Source organism: Streptomyces sp. NPDC041068 (genome assembly GCF_040647455.1).
Lineage (GTDB): Bacteria > Actinomycetota > Actinomycetes > Streptomycetales > Streptomycetaceae > Streptomyces.
The window spans coordinates 15879-34452 of sequence record NZ_JBEZCG010000007.1 but is presented as its reverse complement, the minus strand read 5'-3'; the positions used below and the strand labels follow the sequence as shown (position 1 = coordinate 34452).

The following is an 18574-nucleotide window of genomic DNA, read 5'->3' as shown; positions in this document are numbered from 1 at the left end:
GCGGTTCGGCCGCGCCCCGAAGGGGTGCGGCCGAACCGCGTGGCCCTAGCCGGCCTGCCGGGAGCAGGCCCGGTCCTTGGTGGGCAGCTTGCCGGTGGCCAGGTAGCGGTTGACCTGGTGGTCGACGCAGGCGTTCTCGTAGAGACCGTAGATCGCGTGCCGGTTGGCGCCCTCGACGGTGATCAGCTTGGAGCTCGGCAGCAGGCCGTGCAGGGCGACGGCGCCCTTGTGCGGGGTGCGCGGGTCGCCGGTGGCGGACACGATCATCGCCTTGGCGTCGTGCTTCACCTCGGTGGGCCTCTCACGGGGCCGGTCCCAGAAGGCGCACGGGCCGATGTTGTTGTTCATCGCGCCGAAGCGCGGGTACGTGGCGCGGCCGCGCCGGATGTCCCGCCAGTAGACCTCCGGGTCGCGCGGGGCCGCCCTGTCCCCGCAGATGACCGCGGTCTGCGAACTGCCCATGTTCGACTGCTCGCCGGTCGTCGCGAGCCGCAGGAGCCCGGTGAACTGCGGCGAGAGCGTGGTCGGCCGCCCGGCCGCGGCCTTGTTCAGTACGGACACGTGCTCGCCGAGGGACGCCCGGGAGGTGTCGGTGTCGCTGTCGAGCCCGGCGAGGAGGACGAACGGGACCTGGGTGTCGTCGAGCCGGAAGGTGTCCGGGGCTGTGCCGACGGTCAGCGGGCCGCGCGCGGACCTCTTGATGATCCGGTCGATGGTGGCGAGGACCTGGGCGCGGGTGCGGCCGAGGTGGTAGGTGTCGTTCCGGGCGGCGGCCCAGGTGGCCCAGTCGGCGAGCGCCCGCTCGTTCTCGCCGACGGCCTCCTTCAGTAGCCGGGGGCCGAACTTGCGCGGGTCGATGGCGCCGTCGAGGACCATGCGGTCGGTGCGGCCGGGGAACATCTGGGTGTAGACGGTGCCGAGGTAAGTGCCGTACGAGTAGCCGAAGTAGGAGATCTTCCTCTCGCCGAGCGCGCCGCGGATGACGTCCATGTCGCGGGCCGTGTTGCGGGTGCTCACGTGCGGCAGCACGTCGGCGTTGGTGGCGCGGCACTTGGCGGCCAGGTCCTTGTGGAGCGCGACCTGGCGCTCGAAGCTCGCCCGGCCCAGACCCGCCGAGAAGAGATTCGTGCCGACGTTCCAGCCGCAGTCCAGCGGGGTGCTGCGGCCGACGAAGCGCGGGTCGAAGCCGACGATGTCGTACCGCGGACCCGTCTTCTTCATCCACGCGTGGAACTCCGGCGGGGACTGGACGGCGCCGTTGCCGGGGCCGCCGTTGTTCAGCAGGATCGAGCCGATGCGGTGGCGGGTGTCGGTGGCCTTGAGCCGGGATATCGCGACGGTGATCGTACGGCCCCGGGGCTCGGAGTAGTCGAGCGGCACGGTGACGTCCGCGCACTGCACGCCTGCCTTGTCCAGGTCGCGGCCCATGGTGTCGTCCGAGTTCTTGGCGCAGTCGCCCCAGCCCAGGCGCTGGTCGTAGTAACGGTCGAGCCCGGAGGCGGACTTGGCCGGGGCGGCGGTCGCCGTGCCGGTCGCGGCAGTCGCGGCGGGGGCCGCGCCGAGGCAGGCGGCGAGGACGAGGCCGACGTTCCGTATGTGTCTCATACCGTCAGACGCTAAGTGGAACAACGGCCCCCGCTCACTACGGCTGTCCCCCCACTTCCGATGGGGCTACCCCCGCCACGGGCGCGCTAGAGGAGGTGGTCCGCCTTGCCTGCCTTGATGTCGCGGATGAGGGTGCGGAGGGCTTCGGTGGAGTCGGTGAGGTAACGGTCCTCCTGTCCGGCGATGGCGATGTAGGCGTTGCCGGTGGTGTCGGTGCCGAGCCGGAAGCAGGAGTTTCCCTCGCCGCAGAAGGGGTCTTCCCAGTTGATGTCGGGCATCGGAACGTCTCCTTAGAGTTGGCTGGCGATGGTGCGGATGAATTTGCGCGAGTCCTCGGGGGACAGCGCGACGTTCTCCATCCAGTCCAAATGGGCCCGGTACTTGGCCAACTGGCCCTCGGCGTGCAGGAAGTCGGGCCCGTGGGAGTTGTCGATCTGCACGGTGTCGAGCTGTGGCACGGGGCCCTCTGCGTACAGCACCGTCTGCCCGGCTCCGGGGAAGGCTCCGGCTTCGAAGGGGATGACCAGCAGCGTCACGTTGGTCTGCTCGGAGCTCTTCAGTAGGTGGTTGAGTTGGGCGCGGGCCACGTCCCGGCCGCCGAACTGCATGCGCAGCGCGGCCTCGTGGACGAGGGCGACGAACTGGGGCGAGCTGGCGCCTTCGAGGATCTGCTGGCGCTCCACACGATGAGCGAGCCGTAGGGCGACCTCGTGTTGTGGAAGTTCAGGGATCACGACACGGAACAGGGCCAGCGCATGGTCCGAGGTCTGGAGCAGGCCGGGAATGTGCATGGAGTAAGCGGCTCGCATGCGTACGGCGTGTGCCTCCAACTCGGCGATGTCCAAAAGTCCTTGGGGGAGGGAGCCGCGATACTTGTCCCACCAGCTTCGTTGCCCCGGTTGGGCCATGTCCGCCAAGGCGTCGACGTACACCTGGTCCCGGCACTCGCAGTTGCAGGCCAGTGTGCGCAGCCTCTCCGGGCTGATGGCACGAACCCCGGACTCTATGTGGGAGATCTTTCCCCGGTCCACGCCGAGCAGCCCGGCCGCGTACTCGGCGGATACGCCTGCTGACGTGCGCATCCTCCGAATCTCGGCGCCCAGGCGCTTCTGGCGCTCCGTGGGCGATGTCCTTGCTGCCATGCCGTTCCCCTCCGCGTGCGGTTCCTGCAGTCTGCCGTGTACGTGTGCGATCAGGCCACGAACGGGCGTAACTTCCACTTGAGAGGGCCAAATTAGGCCCCTACCCCAGTACATTCAGTAACGCACAAGCTACACACGGCAGTTGGCAGTGCATCGCGCGAGCCTGCCCGCAACCTCCTGCCCTGGGAGGGGCGCGGCCCGCGTCAGGGAGACGAGCCACCGACGGCCGAGGTCAGGACAACACCCGCTCGCTCCGAAGGAGTTCCGTATGTCCACACCCGTCGATCAGGCCACCCCGGCGATCTGCCCCACCCGGGGCGACCACTCCGCCCCCACCCCCGACACCCTCGCGTACAGCCTCACGCTGCCCTCGGCCCTCACGTCCCCCGCGATCGCCCGCGCGGCGACCCGCACGGTGCTCACCGCGCATGGCCTTGCCGTCCTGGTCGCCCCTGCGGCGCAGCTCGTGGCCGAACTCGCCGCGACCGCATGCCAGTTCAGCGCAACGGCCGAGATCTACCTCTCCCTCCGCTTCCGCGAGGGAACCCTCCGCGTCATCGTCTACGACAGTCACCCCCGCCACACCCACCCACGCCTCACCGCGGCCTGCGACGCCCGCCGCCGCGCGGCCCTGCGGCTGCTCGCGTGCGTGGCGCGGGCGTGCGAGGGGGACTGGGGCTTCGGGGAGGCGAGGGAGCCGGGTGGCGGGACGCGGATGTGGGCGACCGTGCCGTACGCCGGAGGCGTGTCGTACGCGGCCGGTGTCGACCCGTGTGTAACGGCCTTCTGAGGCGAAGCGCGCCTCCGGCCCGGGCGGTGCGGCGAACTCGCCAGCGTGCCGGACCGCGACCAGTAACTGCCCCGCCCGCGACCCGAGTTCGCCCTGCCCCTCCTGTCCAATGGGAGGTGGAGGAAGAGCCGAACGGGCTTGTGATGAGGGTCATGCGGTGCGATTCTTGCCGCCATGTCAGCCCCTCCTCGCCTGCCCGACTACGGATCGGTACTGGAGGAGGTGAGGAAGGTGCGGCGGGCCGGTGTCGTCAGACTGCGCGAGATCGATACGCCGGAGCTGCGCCGTATCGCCGATGAACTCCACGGCTCGGACGGCGAGTTGTCCGGCGGAGCGGTCGAGAGGCTGCTGCGGACCGCCGTGTTCGGGATCGGGGGAGGCAGCCTCCAGACCGCCGCCGAGTACACCCTCGGCCTGGCCCAGGGGACCCGTGACTGGCCGCCCGCCGACCGCAGGCGACGGGCGGCCCAGGTCTACGGGGTCAGTGTCGAACGGTTCCGCAAGCACCATGAGTTGATGGTGCTCGGGCAGATCGCCGAGCAGGTCGTCGCTCTCGCGGGGCGGGCGCCCGCGCACACCGCAGCCACGGCGACCGCACCACTGCCCGCCGCGCACCGCGCGATCCCGCTGTTCCTGCACGGCCGTGTCGTGACCCTCACCGTGCACGTCCACTCCGTGGACCTGCTGCGGGACGTCGACGTCGTCGTCTCGCCCACCAACACGTACTTCGCGCTGCCCGCCGCCTACAAGTCGTCGGTCTCGGCGACCCTGCGGCGGGCCGGCGCCCTCAAGGACCCGGCGGGGGGAGTCGTCGAGGACCACGTCCACGACGAGCTACGGGGGTGGGCCGCCCGGAACGGAACTCCGGGCCGGGCGGCCCTGCCGGGCACCGTCGTCGCCACCTCGTCCGGCGCCCTCGCCGGACAGGGCGTACGCCGGATCTACCACGTCGCCGTGGCCGTGCCGCGGCCCGAGACCAACGACTACGACGTCCAGCCCGCCGACGTCACCCGCGGCGTGACCCGAGCCTTCGCGCTCCTCGCCGAGGAGTCCCGCGCCTGCGACCCGCCGCTGACCTCCATCTGCCTGCCCCTGCTCGGTGCGGGCCGCGGCGGACTCCCGCCCTTGGAGAGCTTCGGCGCGCTCTGGACGGCCGTGGAGGCCGAACTCGCCCGCGGCGCCGAGTGGGACGTCCATTTCGTCGTACGCCGCCACGCGCGGGCCGACCTCATCGAGAGACTGCTGGCAGGCCTCACCGAGAGGGCGGTGCGAGCAGACCGTGGAATCCGTGCAGACCGGGGGGATCCGTGAATCCGTACGCCGTGCTCGCGGCCGCCGCCGCGCTCTGGGACCGCATTTCCGACCGCATCGACCCACCCCTGCGCGACCGCCTCGCCGCGCTGCTCGGCATCGTACGGGGCAGGGGCGGCGACGAAGCCACCCGGCGGGACGCCGCCGACCGGGCGGCGGGCCTGCTGCGGGAGCGGCTGCCGGACGAGTTCGGCGCGGGGGGCGAGGCGCGGCTCACCCTGGAGGCCATGCCCGAGGCCGAGACCGAGAACGAGGACGTCGGCTACGGAGGATTTCGCTTCGAAGACCTCGCCGTGCTCCTCATCGACGGGCACCGCATGGTCGGCCCCGTACTCGGCCCGGTCCGCGAACGCCTCCTTGCCGCACCGGCGTTGGACGCCGACACGGTCCTGCGGCACGGCGGCAACCCGTTCGCGCCCGAGCTGATCCGACTGCCCGGCGTCGGCGGCCTGCCACGACTGCCGCGCTTCCAGTTCTCCGAGGACGCGATGCCCTGGCTGATCGTCCTGGAGGTCAATACACTTCTGGCCGCCGACCGCGACCCGTGGGGCGCCGCCGACTGGTGGCTCTCCGAGAACGCCTGGCTCGGCGCCCCGCCCGCGTGCCTGCTCGGCGCCGGACGCGACCGCCAACTCGTGGACACCGCGCGGTTCTTGATGGAGGGGGACTAGCCGTGCCCAACTACCGCCCGCCCGACGAGCTGACCGGCAGCCCTGCCAAGGTCACCCTGGCGCGCGGCACCGTCCTGCACCGCGTGCACTCCGCCCGCCGCGCCGCCGCCGACTTCAACCCCCGCCCCGCGCACTGCCTGTACGGCGGCGGCCGCTTCGACGGCACGGCCTGCGACCCGTACGGCTACCTCTACGCCGGGCTCAACCCGGAGGCCGCGGTCTGCGAGACACTGCTGCGCTCGCTGCCGTTCGACCCGGCGGGCGGCCCGCGTCTCGTGCCGCGGGTGGGTGTACGCGGACGGCGGCTGAGCACGCTCCGCCTCACCGCCGACGTGGCCGTCGTGTCCCTGATGACCGCGCAGGACCTGGCGGGCGTCCACCAGGACAGCTGGCTGGTGCAGACGGAGGCGGCCGACTACGCCTACACGCGCGACTGGGCGCACTGGATCCGCGACCACACCGACCCCTGGGCGCAGGGCTTCGTCTGGCCGTCGAAACGGGAGCCGGGCGACCGCACGGTGCTGCTCTTCGCCGACCGGTGCCCGCGGGGCGCCGTCGAGGCCGTCGAGGGCGACACGGTGGACTTCGACACCGACGAGGGCGAGCACTGGCTGAACTCGATCCTGCAGCCGTACCACGCGCGGCTCGCGCCCTGAGCGGCCTCGACGGTCCTCCTCCCTTCCTTCTTTACGGAACCACCGTCCGCACCGGAATCGTGCGCGTCGCCCAGCGCCCCGGAGAGCTGCCGCCGACCGGCCCCAACTCCCGTACGGTGTGCGGTCGCAGACGCAGCACACCCTCCCGCTCCATGAACCGGTCCGAGCGCGCCCCCGTGCCGTGCGGGTCCCACGCGGGCAGGTGGAACGGCAGCGTATTGAGCTCCCCCTCGGCCACGACCAGCTTGAGCCAGTCCCGTACCTGCGCGCCCGGCACGGCGGGCCTGTCCCGTGGCAGGGACAGCTGCACCGGCTCGCCGTCCAGAGCGTGGCCCGTGCCGCCGGGCGCGATGAAGTGCCCGGGGTAGAGGACGGGGTCGGCGGCGTAGCTGTCGGTCAGGTCCAGGAGCACGCACCACAGGGGGCGGTCGGCGGAGCGGTTGTGCAGCCGGATGGAGACCAGCGGGGACTCGGGTCCGCCGGGCCCGTGCGTATAGGGGCAGACGATCTCCCCGCTGCCGTCCGGCAGCAGCCGCTCGCCCTCCGGCGCGCCCCAGGGCGCGATCTCCACGCGGACCAGGCCGTCCAGCGGCGAGGGCCGTGAGGTGAGGCCCCGCAGCTGGTGCCAGCGCGTCAGATGGACGAGGCAGTCGGCGACGCGCGCCGCGTCCGCGGGGCCGGTCAGCGGCAGCGGATCGACGAAGGGGGTGCCGTCGCGGCGCAGCACATGGGCGGACGACTGCCGCACCTCCACGCGGAAGTGCAGTTCCGCGGCCTCCTGGGAGGTGGTCACCACGCGGAGCAGCGGGGAGGCGGTGCTGAGAGTGTCGTGCAACTCCCGCAGGGAATCCGGCTGTTCGGTGGCCGTGGAAGTGGAAGTCGTCGCCGTCACCGTCGCCGAAGGAGCCGCGAGCGCCGAGAGAGCCACCGGGTAGACGCGGCCCGCGGACGGCGTCCAGTCCACGGCGTCGACGAGCGTGCGGTGGGCGTGCACGGTCCTGGCCCGCAGCACGGCCGGGACCCCCGCCGCGCCGTCCGTCGCTCCGCCCGCCGCCCCGTCCGCCGACTCCGCGAGCACCGTGAACTCCGTCCCCGAGGCGCCCGTGCCGTCCCGCAGCCCGTGCCCGCTGCCGCAGTCCACCTCCCAGCCCTGCGCGCCGTACCGCAGCAGGTACGGGCTGGGCGTGCGCGCGACGGCGCCGCCCAGGAACGGCAGGTCCGCCACGCCACCGGGCTCCGCCGGGTACAGCACCGGCTGCTGCCCGCCTCCGGAGCGCTGCAGCCGGGCGTCGGCGGCCGCCAGGAGCCTGCGGTACGTCGCGTCCGGGCCCGCCTCGCGCAGGACGGCGAGCAGCGCGTGGGTGAAGGCGCCGTGCCTGCGGCCCTCGAAGTACCCCTCGTAGGAAAGCTGGTTGAGCCTGCTCGCGGCGAGGAGCACATGACGGGCGGGGCTGTCGGGGACCACCGGGTCACGCGCCCCCGCGAGGCGGCCTTTCGGCTCCGCGAGGTCCCACCCCGCCCCCGGCGGCGCGAAACGCGCGGTCAGCTCCGCGTCCCGCGTCGCACCTCCGGAGAAGCAGCAGTCGAGGACGGCCGCGGTGTGCGTGCCGCGGGCGGCCACCGCGTCGAGCAGGGCGCCCAGGCGCTTGTCCGGCAGCGGGCCGTCCACGCAGACGAGGGCCTGGTTGCGGCCCGTGGCCTCGACGAGCAGATCCGCGCCCGTCGCCCGCGACTGCGTGCCGTGCCCGGAGAACCAGAGCAGCGCCGTGTCGTCGGGGCCCGCCGCGCCCAGGTGCCGCTCGATCGCGTCCGCGACGGCGGCGGCCGTGGCCTCCGCGTTCAGCAGCACCCGTACGTGCGCCGTGCCGCCTGTACCGCTCGTGCCGCCCGTACGGTCCGCGAGCAGCCGGGCGGCCTCCGTGACGTCGTTGACGCATCCGGTGAGTGGGGGCGCGGTCCGTTCCGGATAGTCGTTGATCGCCACCATGAGCGCGTAGATCTTCCCCAGGGTTTTCCCCACGGTCTTCGCCATGGCGAGAGTCTGACAGCGGACACCTCCTGATGGCCCCGTCCTCACGAAGTCGAACGGTCCTCACGAACACGCCCTGGTATAAGGCGCATCCGGGGCGCGCCTTCCCGGTCGCCGGGCGGGAAGCCGCCGCTGGGCACATCGAACAGTGGTCACGCTGTGTGTGCGACCCGCTACGCTGCGGCATCCGACTTCAGCGAACGAAGGGACCCCTCATGCGCCGTGCACGAACCGCCTTGCGCAAAACACTCCTGGCCGCCACCGCCTGCCTGGCACTGGCCGCCGGAACCGCCCCCAACGCCACCGCGGGCGACGTCCGCGCCGAGGCCGACCGCATCATGGGCCTCAACAGGTTCGACTTCGTCAACCACCCGCACGACCCGCCGTTCGACTGGGAGAACGACGGCTGCACGTGGTGGCCCGACGGCGTCTTCTACGAGGCCTGTGCCCAGCACGACTTCGGGTACCGCAACTACGGCAATCACGGTGCCACCGGGCTCAGCCTGAGTCCCACAGAGGCCACCAAGGCCTGGATCGACGAGCGCTTCTTGAACCAGATGCGCTTCGCCTGCAACGAGAACTACCCCGAGGGCAGCACCGAGCGGCAATGGTGTCTCGGTGAGGCGAACGTCATGTACGACGGCCTGCGGGCCGGCCTCGCCGACGGCGCCTTCTACTAGGGCAGCCAGGGCAGCGGGACGGCCCCGGACCCGACAGGGGTCCGGGGCCGCCACGCGCACCCGGTCAACTCGTTCCGGTCAACTCGCGCAGTACTGCTGCTCCTTGCCGATCGACCGGTACATACAGTCCGCGTTCTCCAGAAGCTGCAGGACCGCGTCGCGGTTGCGCGACGTCTCCCGCTCGATCACCTCGTCGGGCGGGTAGAAACCGCCGCCGCCGGAGCGCGGATACATCTCGAAGGTGTAGCCGAAGATCTTCTGGTTGCCCCACAGCCAGTCGTCGATCGACCCGTCGGTGATGTAGAGGTCGCTGGACTGCTCGGGCGTGTAGCCGTTGCTCGCGGCCATCTTCCGGCCGACGGTGGCGAAGGCGTCGTGGTCGTCCTGGGTCAGGCCCGGTGCCGTGTCGTTGTACGTGTAGCCGTACGGCCACAGGACCAGCTCGCTGTACGTGTGGAAGTCGATGCCCGCCTTGATCTGCTGCTTGCCTCCCACGACCCGGCTGCGCACGAAGTCCGAGACGACCTTCACCTCGGGGGCCGACTCGGCGCGCGGTCCGCGGTAGGTCTCGGACCCGGTGCTGCCCGAAGAGCCGCCGCAGCAGCCCCACTTGAAGTTCCAGTTGCGGTTGAGGTCGGTGCCGACGTTCGACGAACCGCTGTTGGGCTGGCGGTTCTTGCGCCAGCTGCGGTACGAGCCGGTCGCGATGTCGTACTCGCCGCCGTCCGGGTTCAGGTCGGGCACGATCCAGATCTCGCGCTCGTCGACCATCTTCTTGATCCGGGCGTCGGTGGCGTAGTCGTCGCCGAGCTCGCGCAGCAGGTACAGCGCCATCTCCACCGTGAGGTGCTCGCGCGCGTGCTGGTGGTGGGTGAAGAGGACCTCGGGCTCGGCCTCGTCGGTGGCCACGTTGTCGCTGATCTTGATGGCGATGAGGTCACGGCCCCCGTAGGACTTGCCGATGACCCGCTTGCTGATCAGGTTCGGGTGGGCCGCGATGCGCTGGTCGATCTCCGCGTTCATCTCGGCGTAGTTGTGGTAGCGCGAGTCGGCGGGCGGGAAGTCCTTGGGCTCCACCGCCTTGCCGTCCGTGCGCTTGGGGGGAGCGGGCAGGGCCTTGAGCTCGTAGCCCAACTCCCGCAGCTTCGCCGCTTCTCGACCGTCGGCGGAGACGACGACCGCGCGGGCGTCGACCTCGTCGATGGCCACGCCGGTGCGGGCGAGCTCGGTGCGCGCGGCGCGGCTGTCGCGCAGGGGGATCTCGTACTGGCGGGTCTCCTCGTCGGCCGCGGTCGCCGCGCTCCGAGGGGCCTGATCGGCCGAGCCCGACGAGGCGTTGGCGGTCATGGGGGCCGCCACGGCGAGGGCGAGAAGAACGGCCAGGGCGGCGGATCTTCTGCCGCGTATGCGAAGTCGCATGAAGTCTCCTCAGGGTGGGGGGTGGTTCAGTGCGACACGTGCGGGGATTGCGGGGAAAGGTGATTGCGGGGAAAACGGTGCGGGTCGCGCGGGCCCATCGTCGAGGCATGGCATGCTCCCGTCAACGCTGTCTTCGGCCAACCCCCTTGTGCCGAGGGCCGCGATGCGCTTTCTTGATCGGCATGGCTGAAACCACAGGCAGCGGCGTCGCGGAGGGCGAGTCTGCGCCGCGTATGCGCAAGTCGAGCTGGAAGTACATCGGTCCGGGCATCGTCGTCGCCGCGACCGGTGTCGGTGCGGGCGACCTCGTCGCGACCCTCATCGCGGGCAGCAACTTCGGCTACACCCTGCTCTGGGCCGCTGTCATCGGCTGCGTCGTGAAGATCTCCCTCGCCGAGGCCGCGGGGCGCTGGCATCTGGCGACCGGGCGCACCCTGTTCGACGGCTGGGCCAGCCTCGGCCGCTGGACGACGTGGTTCTTCGTCGTCTACGTGGTGATCTGGGGATACGTCTACGGCGCGGCCGCCATGTCGTCGTCCGGACTGCCGCTCCAGGCGCTGTTCCCGGACGTCATGGAACTCAAGTGGTGGGCGATCCTCACCGGAGTCGTCGGCCTGGTCTTCGTCTGGTTCAACAAGTACGCCGTCTTCGAGAAGGTCATGACGGTCCTGGTCGGCGTGATGTTCGTCGTGACCGTCTATCTCGCGATCCGCGTCACCCCGCACCTGGGCGACGCCCTCGCGGGACTCGTGCCCGTGCTGCCCGACGAGAAGGACTCCATCCTCAACACGCTCGGCCTGATCGGTGGCGTCGGCGGCACCATCACGCTGGCCGCGTACGGCTACTGGGTCAACGCCAAGGGCTGGACCGACACGTCCTGGATGAAGGTGATGCGGCTCGACAACCGCGTCGCGTACATCACCACGGGCATCTTCGTCGTCGCCATGCTCTTCGTCGGCGCCGAGCTGCTGCACTCCGCGAACGTCGCCATCGCCAGCGGGGACAAGGGCCTGGTCCAGCTCGGCGACATCCTGGAGAAGGAGTACGGCACCGCCACCTCCAAGCTCTTCCTCATCGGCTTCCTCGCCACCTCGTTCACCTCGCTGATCGGTGTGTGGCACGGCGTGAGCCTGATGTTCGCCGACTTCGTGGAGCGCTACCGCAAGCAGCGTGCCGGTGCCGGTACTGGTTCCGACGCCGGTGCCGGGGACAAGGAGTCGAGCGGCGAGGCGGTGGCGTCCGGCGCCCGCGAGAAGTCCCTGCCGTTCCGGGCCTATCTGCTGTGGCTGACCTTCCCGCCGATGATCCTGCTCTTCCAGGGCCAGCCGTTCCGCCTCATCATCATCTACGGCGTCCTGGGCGCGGCCTTCATGCCGTTCCTCGCGCTCACCCTGGTCTGGCTGCTCAACTCCTCGCGCACGCCGAGGGAATGGCGCAACGGACCGATCAGCAACGGCATGCTGACCATCGCGGGCCTGCTCTTCCTGGTGCTGTGCATCAAGCAGATCACCGACCAGGACTGGGGAAGCTTCTTCTAGTCCCGCGGTGAAGGGTCCCGCGACGAAGGGGCCCGCGACGAAGGGTCCCGCGACAAACGGCAGCGCCGCCGGGGGAGCGGCGGCGCTGCGGTCTTGAGTGGGGGGACGGGAGCGGCGGGTTACGGGAGGCCGTGGACGTGCGGGCCGACCGCCTTGGACCAGGCACTGCCGGACGTCGCGTCCCAGTTGGTGGACCAGGTCATCGCGCCCCGGATGCCCGGGTACGTCTTGGACGGCTTGAAGGAGCCGCAGCCCGTGCCCTTGGCCAGGCAGTCCAGGGCGTTGTTCACGACGCTCGGCTCGACATAGCCGCCACCGGCCGCGCGCGAAGAGGCGGGCACGCCGAGGCCGACCTGCGAGGGCGCGAGGCCGTTCTCCAGCTGGATGCAGGCGAGCGCGGTGAGGAAGTCGACCGTGCCCTGGCTGTAGACCTTGCCGTCGCAGCCCAGCATCGAACCGCTGTTGTAGTACTGCATGTTGACCACCGTGAGGATGTCCTTCACGGCGAGCGCGGTCTTGAAGTACTCGTTCGACGGGGACTGCATGTCGATGGTCTGCGGCGCCATGGTCAGGACGAGGCCCGCACCGGCCTTGCCCGCGAGGGACTTGAGCGCCTGCGACATGTAGGTGGAGTTGAGGCCGTTCTCCAGGTCGATGTCGACGCCGTCGAAGCCGTACTCCTGCATGAGCGCGTACACCGAGTCCGCGAAGGCGGTCGCGGACGCCGAGTCGTTCACCGACACCGCGCCCTTCTCGCCGCCGACGGATATGATCACGGACTTCCCGGCCGCCTGCTTGGCCTTGATGTCGGCCTTGAACTGGTCGACGGTGTAGCCGCCGAGCCCCGCGGAGTCGAGGTTGAAGGTCACCTGGCCCGGTGTGGCGGTGGCGTCGGCGAAGGCGACGGCGATGATGTCGTACTCGTTCTGCACGTCGCTCAGCTTCTGCACCTGGGCGCCGTTGTCGAAGTTCTGCCAGTAGCCGGTCACCGCGTGCTCGGGGACGGCGCGGGCCTGGGCGTCGGCGGTGTCGGCACCGCCGGTGAACAGGCCGGTGAACGCGAGGGCCAGGGCTGTGAGCGACCCGAGGACCGCTCCCGTTCTACTGCGTGTGCGGTGCACTGCTGCCTCCGGTGGGGGGAGTTGTGACAGGGAGGTGCTGGGGGAACGGTGGCCACCGTCGTTCGCCAGGGTCGTGCCCGCTCGGCATGGTGTCTCCTGGCTTGGTCGTACAAGCTGGTCCAGACCAATTGAGTTGTCAAGGGCTCAAGCACCACTCGATTCCCGCCGCGCGGTGCCCACCTCCACATGAACAGTGCGAAGTTGGGTGTTGAGGCGCCCATGACGTGGATATGGTGCTGAGGCAGGAGTGCACGAGGACCGGGGGTGTACGCGTTGCCGACCGCCATAGCCGTCACCGGCCCCGACCTGGTGCTGCCGTCACCCGACCGGCACACCCCGTCGGCCGCCGTCCTCCAGTCGGCCGTGCAGTCCCCACGGACGTACTCCCTGGACAAGGCGCTCACCGAGATGCACACGCTCATCGAGCACCACGGATACGTGGTCGCCCTGTGCCCCGCCTCCGCGCCCGCGTCCGTCGCCCAGCGCCTGCACGCCGTTCGCTCGGTCCTGGAGAGCGACCGGATCGCCATCGTCCGCTCGGACCTGCCGCCGCTCGGCCTCGCCGTACTCGCCCTCCAGCTGCGGCAGTTGTCGATCTGCGACTTCAGCCCCGGCGTCCTTGCCTCCGCCGCGCGCCTGCTCTCCCACTACATCTACGCGGGCGCCCTGCTCGGCTCCGTCGCCAAGCTCGACCGTGTGCCCGTCACCCTCCAGTCGCACGCCAGGTCCTGGGTGCCCGGCGCGCAGTTCGCGGTCCTCGCCACGCCGCGGCCTGATCTTGTGAAGGTCTCGGCCGACGCCGACGCACAGCTGCCGGGGCCGGGATTCACCACCCGGCTGCTCTACGCCACCGGCCGGCTCGCGCCCGCCTGGGTCACCGAGACCCTCGCCCCCGCCTGGCACGTCCAGGGGGTCACCGAGGCGCGCCTGCCGTCCGACTCCGAGCGCTGGTGGGCCACCGGCAAGCTCGTCGAGTTCGCCGCGGCCATCCCGGACATCTCCGTCCTCTACCAGCTGGTGTCGTCCGTGCGCCGCGACGACTGCCACTGGTGTGGCCTCGAACTCATCGGCGACCGCTGCGCGTTCTGCGCCGCGCCCCTGCCGCCGCCCTCCGACCGCCCCTCGCCACCGGTGCGCGCCCTGATCTCCCGCGGCGCCACCGCCCTGCCCCGCGGCGCGACCTAGGCCGGGCACCACCCCCCGTACGCCGTACGCGACCGACGACCGATCACGCGCCACCCCGCTCACTGTCCGTAGCCAACCGCACCCGATCGAGGTAGTCCGGCCCATGAACTCACGCCAGCGCCGCGGCGTCATCCTGCTGGTCCTGTCGGTCCTGTGCGCGTTCGGCGCGTTCGCGGGTGTCCTCTCGGTGATCCGCGACGTGAACTCGAAGGTGGGCCCGGAGACATCCGCGTACAAGCTCAAGCGCGACATCGCGCCCTACAAGGAGCTGACCGCCGACCAGTTCGAGAAGGTCGAGATGCCCGAGCGGTGGCTGTCCGACAACGCCGTCACCGACCTCCGTGAGATCCGCGGGAAGATCGCCGTCACCCAGCTGCGCAAGGGCTCGCTGCTGCAGTCCGACATGATCGTCAAGCGGCCGCAACTCGGCCCGGGGCAGCAGGAGATCGCCATCATGATCGACGCCTCGACCGGCGTCGCGGGAAAGATCACGCCCGGTTCGACGGTCAATATTTACGCCACCTTCAAGGGTGAGGCGGACAAGGCGAAGGACCAGTCCAAAGTCATCGTGGAGGGCGCCAAGGTGCTCGACGTCGGCAAGCTGACCCCGCTCGACCCCGACCAGGACGACCGCACGCGCCGCAAGGCCACCGAAGCCGTGCCGATCACGTTCGCCCTCGGCACGGCCGACGCCCAACGCGTCGCGTACGCCGAGTCGTTCGCCACCCACGTCCGGCTCGCCCTGGTCGGCGCGGGCGGCGACGCCACCGTCCCGCCGCGCGACCGGACGTACACCCTCGACGAGGACAAGTAGGAGGCTCGCATGGCCGCCACCCGGATCCTCCCGGCCGTCGGGGACATCGAGGCCGCCCGCGCGCTGTCCACGCTCACCGGCCAGCTGCCCGACGCCGAACCCGCCCTGCCCGTCGGGGACTCCACCGCCCTCATCGACACCCTCGCGCGGCTCGCCGCCGAGTCGGTCGACGAGCTGCCGGAGGTCGTCCTCGTCCACGAGCGCATCGGCCCCGTCCCCGCCCTCGACCTCATCCGCGACCTCGTCCTGCGCTTCCCCGCGGTCGGCGTCGTCCTGATCACCGCCGACACCAGCCCCGGGCTCCTCACCGCCGCCATGGACTCCGGAGCCCGCGGCATCGTCGGCCTCCCGCTCGCCTACGACGCCCTGGCCGAACGCGTCCAGGCCGCCGCCGCCTGGTCCACGGGCATGCGGCGGCATCTGAACAGCGGGGGCCTGGAGCTGTACGGGGGTGGGGGCGGCGGAACCGGAGCCGGACCCGGCGGGACCGGCACCGTCGTGGCCGTCAGCGGGGCCAAGGGCGGCGTCGGGGCCACCGTGACGGCCGTCCAACTCGCCCTCGCGGCCCGCGCGTCCGGCCGCACCGTCGCCCTCCTCGACCTCGACCTGCAGTCCGGGGACATCGCCTCCTACCTCGACGTGCAGTTCCGGCGCTCCGTCGCCGACCTCGCCGCCATCACCGACATCACGCCCCGCGTCCTCCAGGGCGCCGTCTACACCCACGAGACCGGCATCGGCCTGCTCCTCGCCCCCGCCGAGGGTGAACGCGGCGAGGAGGTCACCGACCGGGTCGCCCGCCAGACCATCGGCGCCCTGCGCGCACGCTACGACGTGGTGGTCGTCGACTGCGGTGCCTACGTCACAGGGGCCGGCGCCACCGCCGTCGAACTGGCCGACCAGGCACTGCTGTTGGTCACGCCGGACGTGGTGGCCGTGCGCGCGGCCAAGCGCATGGTGCGGCTCTGGGACCGCCTCCAGATCCGCAAGGCCGAGGAGACCATCACGGTCGTCAACCGCCACGGCAAGTCCTCGGAGATCCAGCCCTCCCTGGTCGAACGCGTCACCGGCACGCGCACGGCCCGCTCCACCGTCCCCGCAGGGTTCAAGGAACTTCAGGGCGCGGTCGACGCGGGCCGCATGCAGGACCTCGACAGCCGCTCCTCGGTGAAGCAGGCCTTGTGGGGTCTCGCGGGCGAACTGGGCCTGGTGGAGGCGGAGTCCGCGACATCGGCGACCGGCAAGCGGGGCGCCCTGTCCCTGCGGCGCAAGGCGGCGAGCGGCGACCGTGGCGACCGGGGTGCGGTCACGCTGGAATTCGCCGGGATGTTCCCGCTGCTGCTCGCGGTCATGGCGATCCTGTGGCAGTGCGCCTTGTACGGCTACACGTACTCCCTCGCGGGAAACGCCGCGGACGAGGCGGCGAGGGCGGCCACGGCGGCGTACGCGGCGGGCGAGGGCACGGCCGGCGCCTGCTCGGCCGCCGCGAAGGAACACCTCCCGAACGCCTGGCAGGGCGCGTCGGTGACCTGCACGGACGAGGGCCCGGTCTGGAAGGCCCACGTCTCGGTCGACGTCCCGGTCTTCTTCCCGGGAATCGACGCGGGCTGGCACGTGAACGGGGAGGCGGGCGCGGCGAAGGAGGGGGAGGATCCGGAATGACTCCGACCACGGACAACCTCGCGGTCCTCCGGGCTGCGGGCAGACGTTCCGCGAAGGTGCCCCCCACCGCGTCCGCCCCGGCTGTGGGCAGGCGTTCCGTGAAGGTGCCCCTCACTCCGTCCGCCCCGGCTGTGGGCAGGCGTTCCGCACGGCGGAACGGGTGGGCACAGCCCAAGATGCGGGGTGCGGATAACAGGACGTCCAGTACACGCCGCTGGAACGACCGCGGAGTATCCATGCTGGAGTTCGCCGGCTTCCTCCCCGTACTCCTCCTCGTAGGCCTCGCCGCAATCCAGCTGGGCCTGGTCGGCTACGCCGCCAACCAGGCCGGCTCCGCCGCCCGCGCGGCGGCCCGCGCCGCCTCCCAAGGCGACTCCGGCCAAGCCGCGGGCACCGCCGCCATGGACGGCGGCCTCACCGCGAACATCGGCGTCAGCGACGGCGGCACCACCACGACCGCCACCGTGAAGGTCCAGGTCCCCACCCTGCTCCCCTTCGTCGACACGGACTGGACCGTCACGAAGGAGGCCACCATGCCGAACGACGACGCAGCCGACGCCGACTGAAGCGCCACCCCACCGAAGCCCCGTACCGCCAAGGGAGGTTGAAGGACGACATGAGCCTGCGCGACCGCGTGGCCCCCACCCATCAGACGGAGCCGAGCCGCGACGACGGCCTCGTCGCCGTCTACCGCTCCAAGCTCCTGGAGGAGATCGACCTCGCCGAGATGTCCTCGCTCGCGGCAGCGGACCGCCGCGTCCGCCTGGAACGCGTGCTCGGCCACATCATCAGCCGCGAGGGCCCGGTCCTCTCCACCTCCGAACGCGCCCAGCTGATCCGCCGCGTCGTCGACGAGGCCCTCGGCCTCGGCGTGCTGGAACCGCTCCTCGCCGACGCCTCCATCACGGAAATCATGGTCAACGGCCCGGACTCGATCTTCGTGGAGCGAGCCGGACGCGTGGAGCAGCTCCCCCTCCGCTTCGCCTCGAACGACCAGCTGATGCAGACGATCGAGCGCATCGTCTCCACGGTCAACCGCCGCGTGGACGAGTCGAACCCCATGGTCGACGCCCGTCTGCCCACCGGCGAACGCGTCAACGTGATCATCCCGCCGCTCGCCCTGACCGGCGCCACGCTCACGATCCGCCGCTTCCCGCGCGCGTACACGCTCCCCGAACTCATCGGCCTCGGCTCCCTCGACGAGCACATGCTGATGCTGCTCGCCGCGTTCGTCCGCGCCCGCTTCAACCTCATCGTCAGCGGCGGCACGGGCACCGGCAAGACGACCCTCCTGAACGCCCTCTCCGGCCTGATCCCCGCCCACGAACGCATCATCACCATCGAGGACTCGGCGGAGCTCCAGCTCCAGCAGGAGCACGTGATCCGCCTGGAATCCCGCCCCCCGAACGTCGAGGGCAAGGGCCAGATCACGATCCGCGACCTCGTCCGCAACAGCCTGCGCATGCGCCCCGACCGCATCATCGTCGGCGAGGTCCGCGGCGGCGAGACCCTGGACATGCTGCAGGCGATGTCGACGGGCCACGACGGCTCGCTCGCCACCGTCCACGCGAACACCGCGGAGGACGCCCTGATGCGCCTGCAGACCCTCGGCTCCATGTCGGAGGTCCAGATCCCCTTCGAGGCGCTGAAGGACCAGATCAACTCGGCCGTCGACGTGGTCATCCAGCTCACCCGCCACGCGGACGGATCCCGCAAGATCTCCGAGATCGTGCTGCTCGTCTCGCACGGCCGCCAGCAGTTCCGCATCGTGCCGGTCACCCGCTTCGTGGCACGGCCGCTCGGCGCCGACCGCGTGGTGCACGGCTACTTCGAGCACCTCCCGCTGCCGCGCGAGATCGCCGACAAGCTGTACGTGGCGAACGAACCGGTGCCGCCCGCGTTCGGCGTGGCGGAGGCCATCGACGTACTGAACACGAGGGAAGCGATCGGATGA

At 71.0% G+C, this 18574-nt stretch carries 17 protein-coding genes; 11 read left to right on the top strand and 6 right to left on the bottom strand.

Annotated elements, in window-relative coordinates:
• Positions 1–45 precede the first annotated feature (45 nt).
• The 3 genes from AB0B50_RS17225 to AB0B50_RS17215 all read right to left on the bottom strand — a co-directional run bounded on the left by AB0B50_RS17225 (position 46) and on the right by AB0B50_RS17215 (position 2747).
• Complete coding sequence (locus tag AB0B50_RS17225) at positions 46–1605, bottom strand: alpha/beta hydrolase (protein ID WP_362331797.1); 1560 nt, start codon at positions 1603–1605, stop codon at positions 46–48.
• Positions 1606–1691: 86 nt separating this feature from the next.
• The gene (locus tag AB0B50_RS17220; RefSeq protein ID WP_362331794.1) at positions 1692–1883 is read right to left on the bottom strand and encodes a hypothetical protein; all 192 of its coding nucleotides are present in this window, start codon (positions 1881–1883) and stop codon (positions 1692–1694) included.
• 12 nt (positions 1884–1895) lie between these two features.
• Positions 1896–2747 carry a helix-turn-helix transcriptional regulator gene (locus AB0B50_RS17215; protein ID WP_362331791.1) on the bottom strand — a complete coding sequence of 284 codons (852 nt, stop codon included), beginning with the start codon at positions 2745–2747 and terminating at the stop codon, positions 1896–1898.
• 268 nt (positions 2748–3015) lie between these two features.
• Between AB0B50_RS17215 and AB0B50_RS17210 the strand changes: the two genes are divergently transcribed.
• The 4 genes from AB0B50_RS17210 (at position 3016) to AB0B50_RS17195 (ending at position 6175) form a co-directional block, all read left to right on the top strand.
• The gene (locus AB0B50_RS17210) at positions 3016–3537 is read left to right on the top strand and encodes an ATP-binding protein (RefSeq protein WP_362331787.1); all 522 of its coding nucleotides are present in this window, start codon (positions 3016–3018) and stop codon (positions 3535–3537) included.
• Between the two features lie 174 nt (positions 3538–3711).
• Positions 3712–4848, top strand: a complete 1137-nt coding sequence (locus AB0B50_RS17205; protein WP_362331784.1) for a hypothetical protein — start codon at positions 3712–3714, stop codon at positions 4846–4848.
• Positions 4845–5519 (top strand): hypothetical protein, encoded by a 675-nt coding sequence (locus AB0B50_RS17200; RefSeq protein ID WP_362331782.1) that lies wholly within the window; start codon positions 4845–4847, stop codon positions 5517–5519. Before AB0B50_RS17205 ends, AB0B50_RS17200 begins: the two co-directional genes overlap by 4 nt.
• Before the next feature lie 2 nt (positions 5520–5521).
• Positions 5522–6175, top strand: a complete 654-nt coding sequence (locus AB0B50_RS17195; protein ID WP_362331779.1) for an RES family NAD+ phosphorylase — start codon at positions 5522–5524, stop codon at positions 6173–6175.
• 31 nt (positions 6176–6206) lie between these two features.
• On the opposite strand, the gene AB0B50_RS17190 is transcribed toward AB0B50_RS17195, so the two are convergent.
• Complete coding sequence (locus AB0B50_RS17190) at positions 6207–8207, bottom strand: caspase family protein (protein WP_362331776.1); 2001 nt, start codon at positions 8205–8207, stop codon at positions 6207–6209.
• Between the two features lie 212 nt (positions 8208–8419).
• Between AB0B50_RS17190 and AB0B50_RS17185 the strand changes: the two genes are divergently transcribed.
• On the top strand, positions 8420–8884 hold the full coding sequence (locus AB0B50_RS17185; RefSeq protein WP_362331773.1) for a phospholipase A2: 465 nt from the start codon (positions 8420–8422) through the stop codon (positions 8882–8884).
• 78 nt (positions 8885–8962) lie between these two features.
• On the opposite strand, the gene AB0B50_RS17180 is transcribed toward AB0B50_RS17185, so the two are convergent.
• Positions 8963–10303 carry a M14 family metallopeptidase gene (locus AB0B50_RS17180; RefSeq protein ID WP_362331770.1) on the bottom strand — a complete coding sequence of 447 codons (1341 nt, stop codon included), beginning with the start codon at positions 10301–10303 and terminating at the stop codon, positions 8963–8965.
• A gap of 182 nt (positions 10304–10485) precedes the next feature.
• Here AB0B50_RS17180 and AB0B50_RS17175 point away from each other — a divergent pair, with 182 nt between their 5' ends.
• Positions 10486–11841 carry an Nramp family divalent metal transporter gene (locus AB0B50_RS17175; RefSeq protein WP_362331767.1) on the top strand — a complete coding sequence of 452 codons (1356 nt, stop codon included), beginning with the start codon at positions 10486–10488 and terminating at the stop codon, positions 11839–11841.
• Between the two features lie 119 nt (positions 11842–11960).
• On the opposite strand, the gene AB0B50_RS17170 is transcribed toward AB0B50_RS17175, so the two are convergent.
• Positions 11961–12962 carry a chitinase gene (locus tag AB0B50_RS17170; protein WP_362331764.1) on the bottom strand — a complete coding sequence of 334 codons (1002 nt, stop codon included), beginning with the start codon at positions 12960–12962 and terminating at the stop codon, positions 11961–11963.
• A gap of 273 nt (positions 12963–13235) precedes the next feature.
• Between AB0B50_RS17170 and AB0B50_RS17165 the strand changes: the two genes are divergently transcribed.
• The 5 genes from AB0B50_RS17165 to AB0B50_RS17145 all read left to right on the top strand — a co-directional run bounded on the left by AB0B50_RS17165 (position 13236) and on the right by AB0B50_RS17145 (position 18574).
• The gene (locus AB0B50_RS17165; protein ID WP_362331761.1) at positions 13236–14147 is read left to right on the top strand and encodes a hypothetical protein; all 912 of its coding nucleotides are present in this window, start codon (positions 13236–13238) and stop codon (positions 14145–14147) included.
• Positions 14148–14250: 103 nt separating this feature from the next.
• Entirely contained in the window at positions 14251–14961 is a 711-nt protein-coding gene (cpaB, locus tag AB0B50_RS17160) for a Flp pilus assembly protein CpaB (RefSeq protein ID WP_362331759.1), read from the top strand.
• 9 nt (positions 14962–14970) lie between these two features.
• Positions 14971–16620: an AAA family ATPase gene (locus AB0B50_RS17155; RefSeq protein WP_362331756.1), complete on the top strand. Its 1650-nt coding sequence runs from the start codon at positions 14971–14973 to the stop codon at positions 16618–16620.
• A gap of 236 nt (positions 16621–16856) precedes the next feature.
• Positions 16857–17186, top strand: coding sequence for a TadE family type IV pilus minor pilin (locus AB0B50_RS17150; protein WP_362331753.1), 330 nt, complete (start codon positions 16857–16859; stop codon positions 17184–17186).
• 50 nt (positions 17187–17236) lie between these two features.
• A complete protein-coding gene (locus AB0B50_RS17145; protein ID WP_362331751.1) occupies positions 17237–18574 on the top strand; it encodes a CpaF family protein in 1338 nt (445 codons plus the stop codon).

Excerpts from the sequence above, each read along its gene's own strand:
- AB0B50_RS17205 (WP_362331784.1), top strand. The coding sequence starts at position 3,712 with ATGTCAGCCCCTCCTCGCCTGCCCGACTACGGATCGGTACTGGAGGAG.
- AB0B50_RS17150 (WP_362331753.1), top strand. The coding sequence starts at position 16,857 with ATGCTGGAGTTCGCCGGCTTCCTCCCCGTACTCCTCCTCGTAGGCCTC.
- AB0B50_RS17215 (WP_362331791.1), bottom strand. The coding sequence starts at position 2,747 with ATGGCAGCAAGGACATCGCCCACGGAGCGCCAGAAGCGCCTGGGCGCC.
- AB0B50_RS17185 (WP_362331773.1), top strand. The coding sequence starts at position 8,420 with ATGCGCCGTGCACGAACCGCCTTGCGCAAAACACTCCTGGCCGCCACC.
- AB0B50_RS17225 (WP_362331797.1), bottom strand. The coding sequence starts at position 1,605 with ATGAGACACATACGGAACGTCGGCCTCGTCCTCGCCGCCTGCCTCGGC.
- AB0B50_RS17155 (WP_362331756.1), top strand. The coding sequence starts at position 14,971 with ATGGCCGCCACCCGGATCCTCCCGGCCGTCGGGGACATCGAGGCCGCC.
- AB0B50_RS17210 (WP_362331787.1), top strand. The coding sequence starts at position 3,016 with ATGTCCACACCCGTCGATCAGGCCACCCCGGCGATCTGCCCCACCCGG.
- AB0B50_RS17190 (WP_362331776.1), bottom strand. The coding sequence starts at position 8,207 with ATGGCGAAGACCGTGGGGAAAACCCTGGGGAAGATCTACGCGCTCATG.
- AB0B50_RS17145 (WP_362331751.1), top strand. The coding sequence starts at position 17,237 with ATGAGCCTGCGCGACCGCGTGGCCCCCACCCATCAGACGGAGCCGAGC.
- AB0B50_RS17175 (WP_362331767.1), top strand. The coding sequence starts at position 10,486 with ATGGCTGAAACCACAGGCAGCGGCGTCGCGGAGGGCGAGTCTGCGCCG.
- cpaB (WP_362331759.1), top strand. The coding sequence starts at position 14,251 with ATGAACTCACGCCAGCGCCGCGGCGTCATCCTGCTGGTCCTGTCGGTC.
- AB0B50_RS17220 (WP_362331794.1), bottom strand. The coding sequence starts at position 1,883 with ATGCCCGACATCAACTGGGAAGACCCCTTCTGCGGCGAGGGAAACTCC.
- AB0B50_RS17180 (WP_362331770.1), bottom strand. The coding sequence starts at position 10,303 with ATGCGACTTCGCATACGCGGCAGAAGATCCGCCGCCCTGGCCGTTCTT.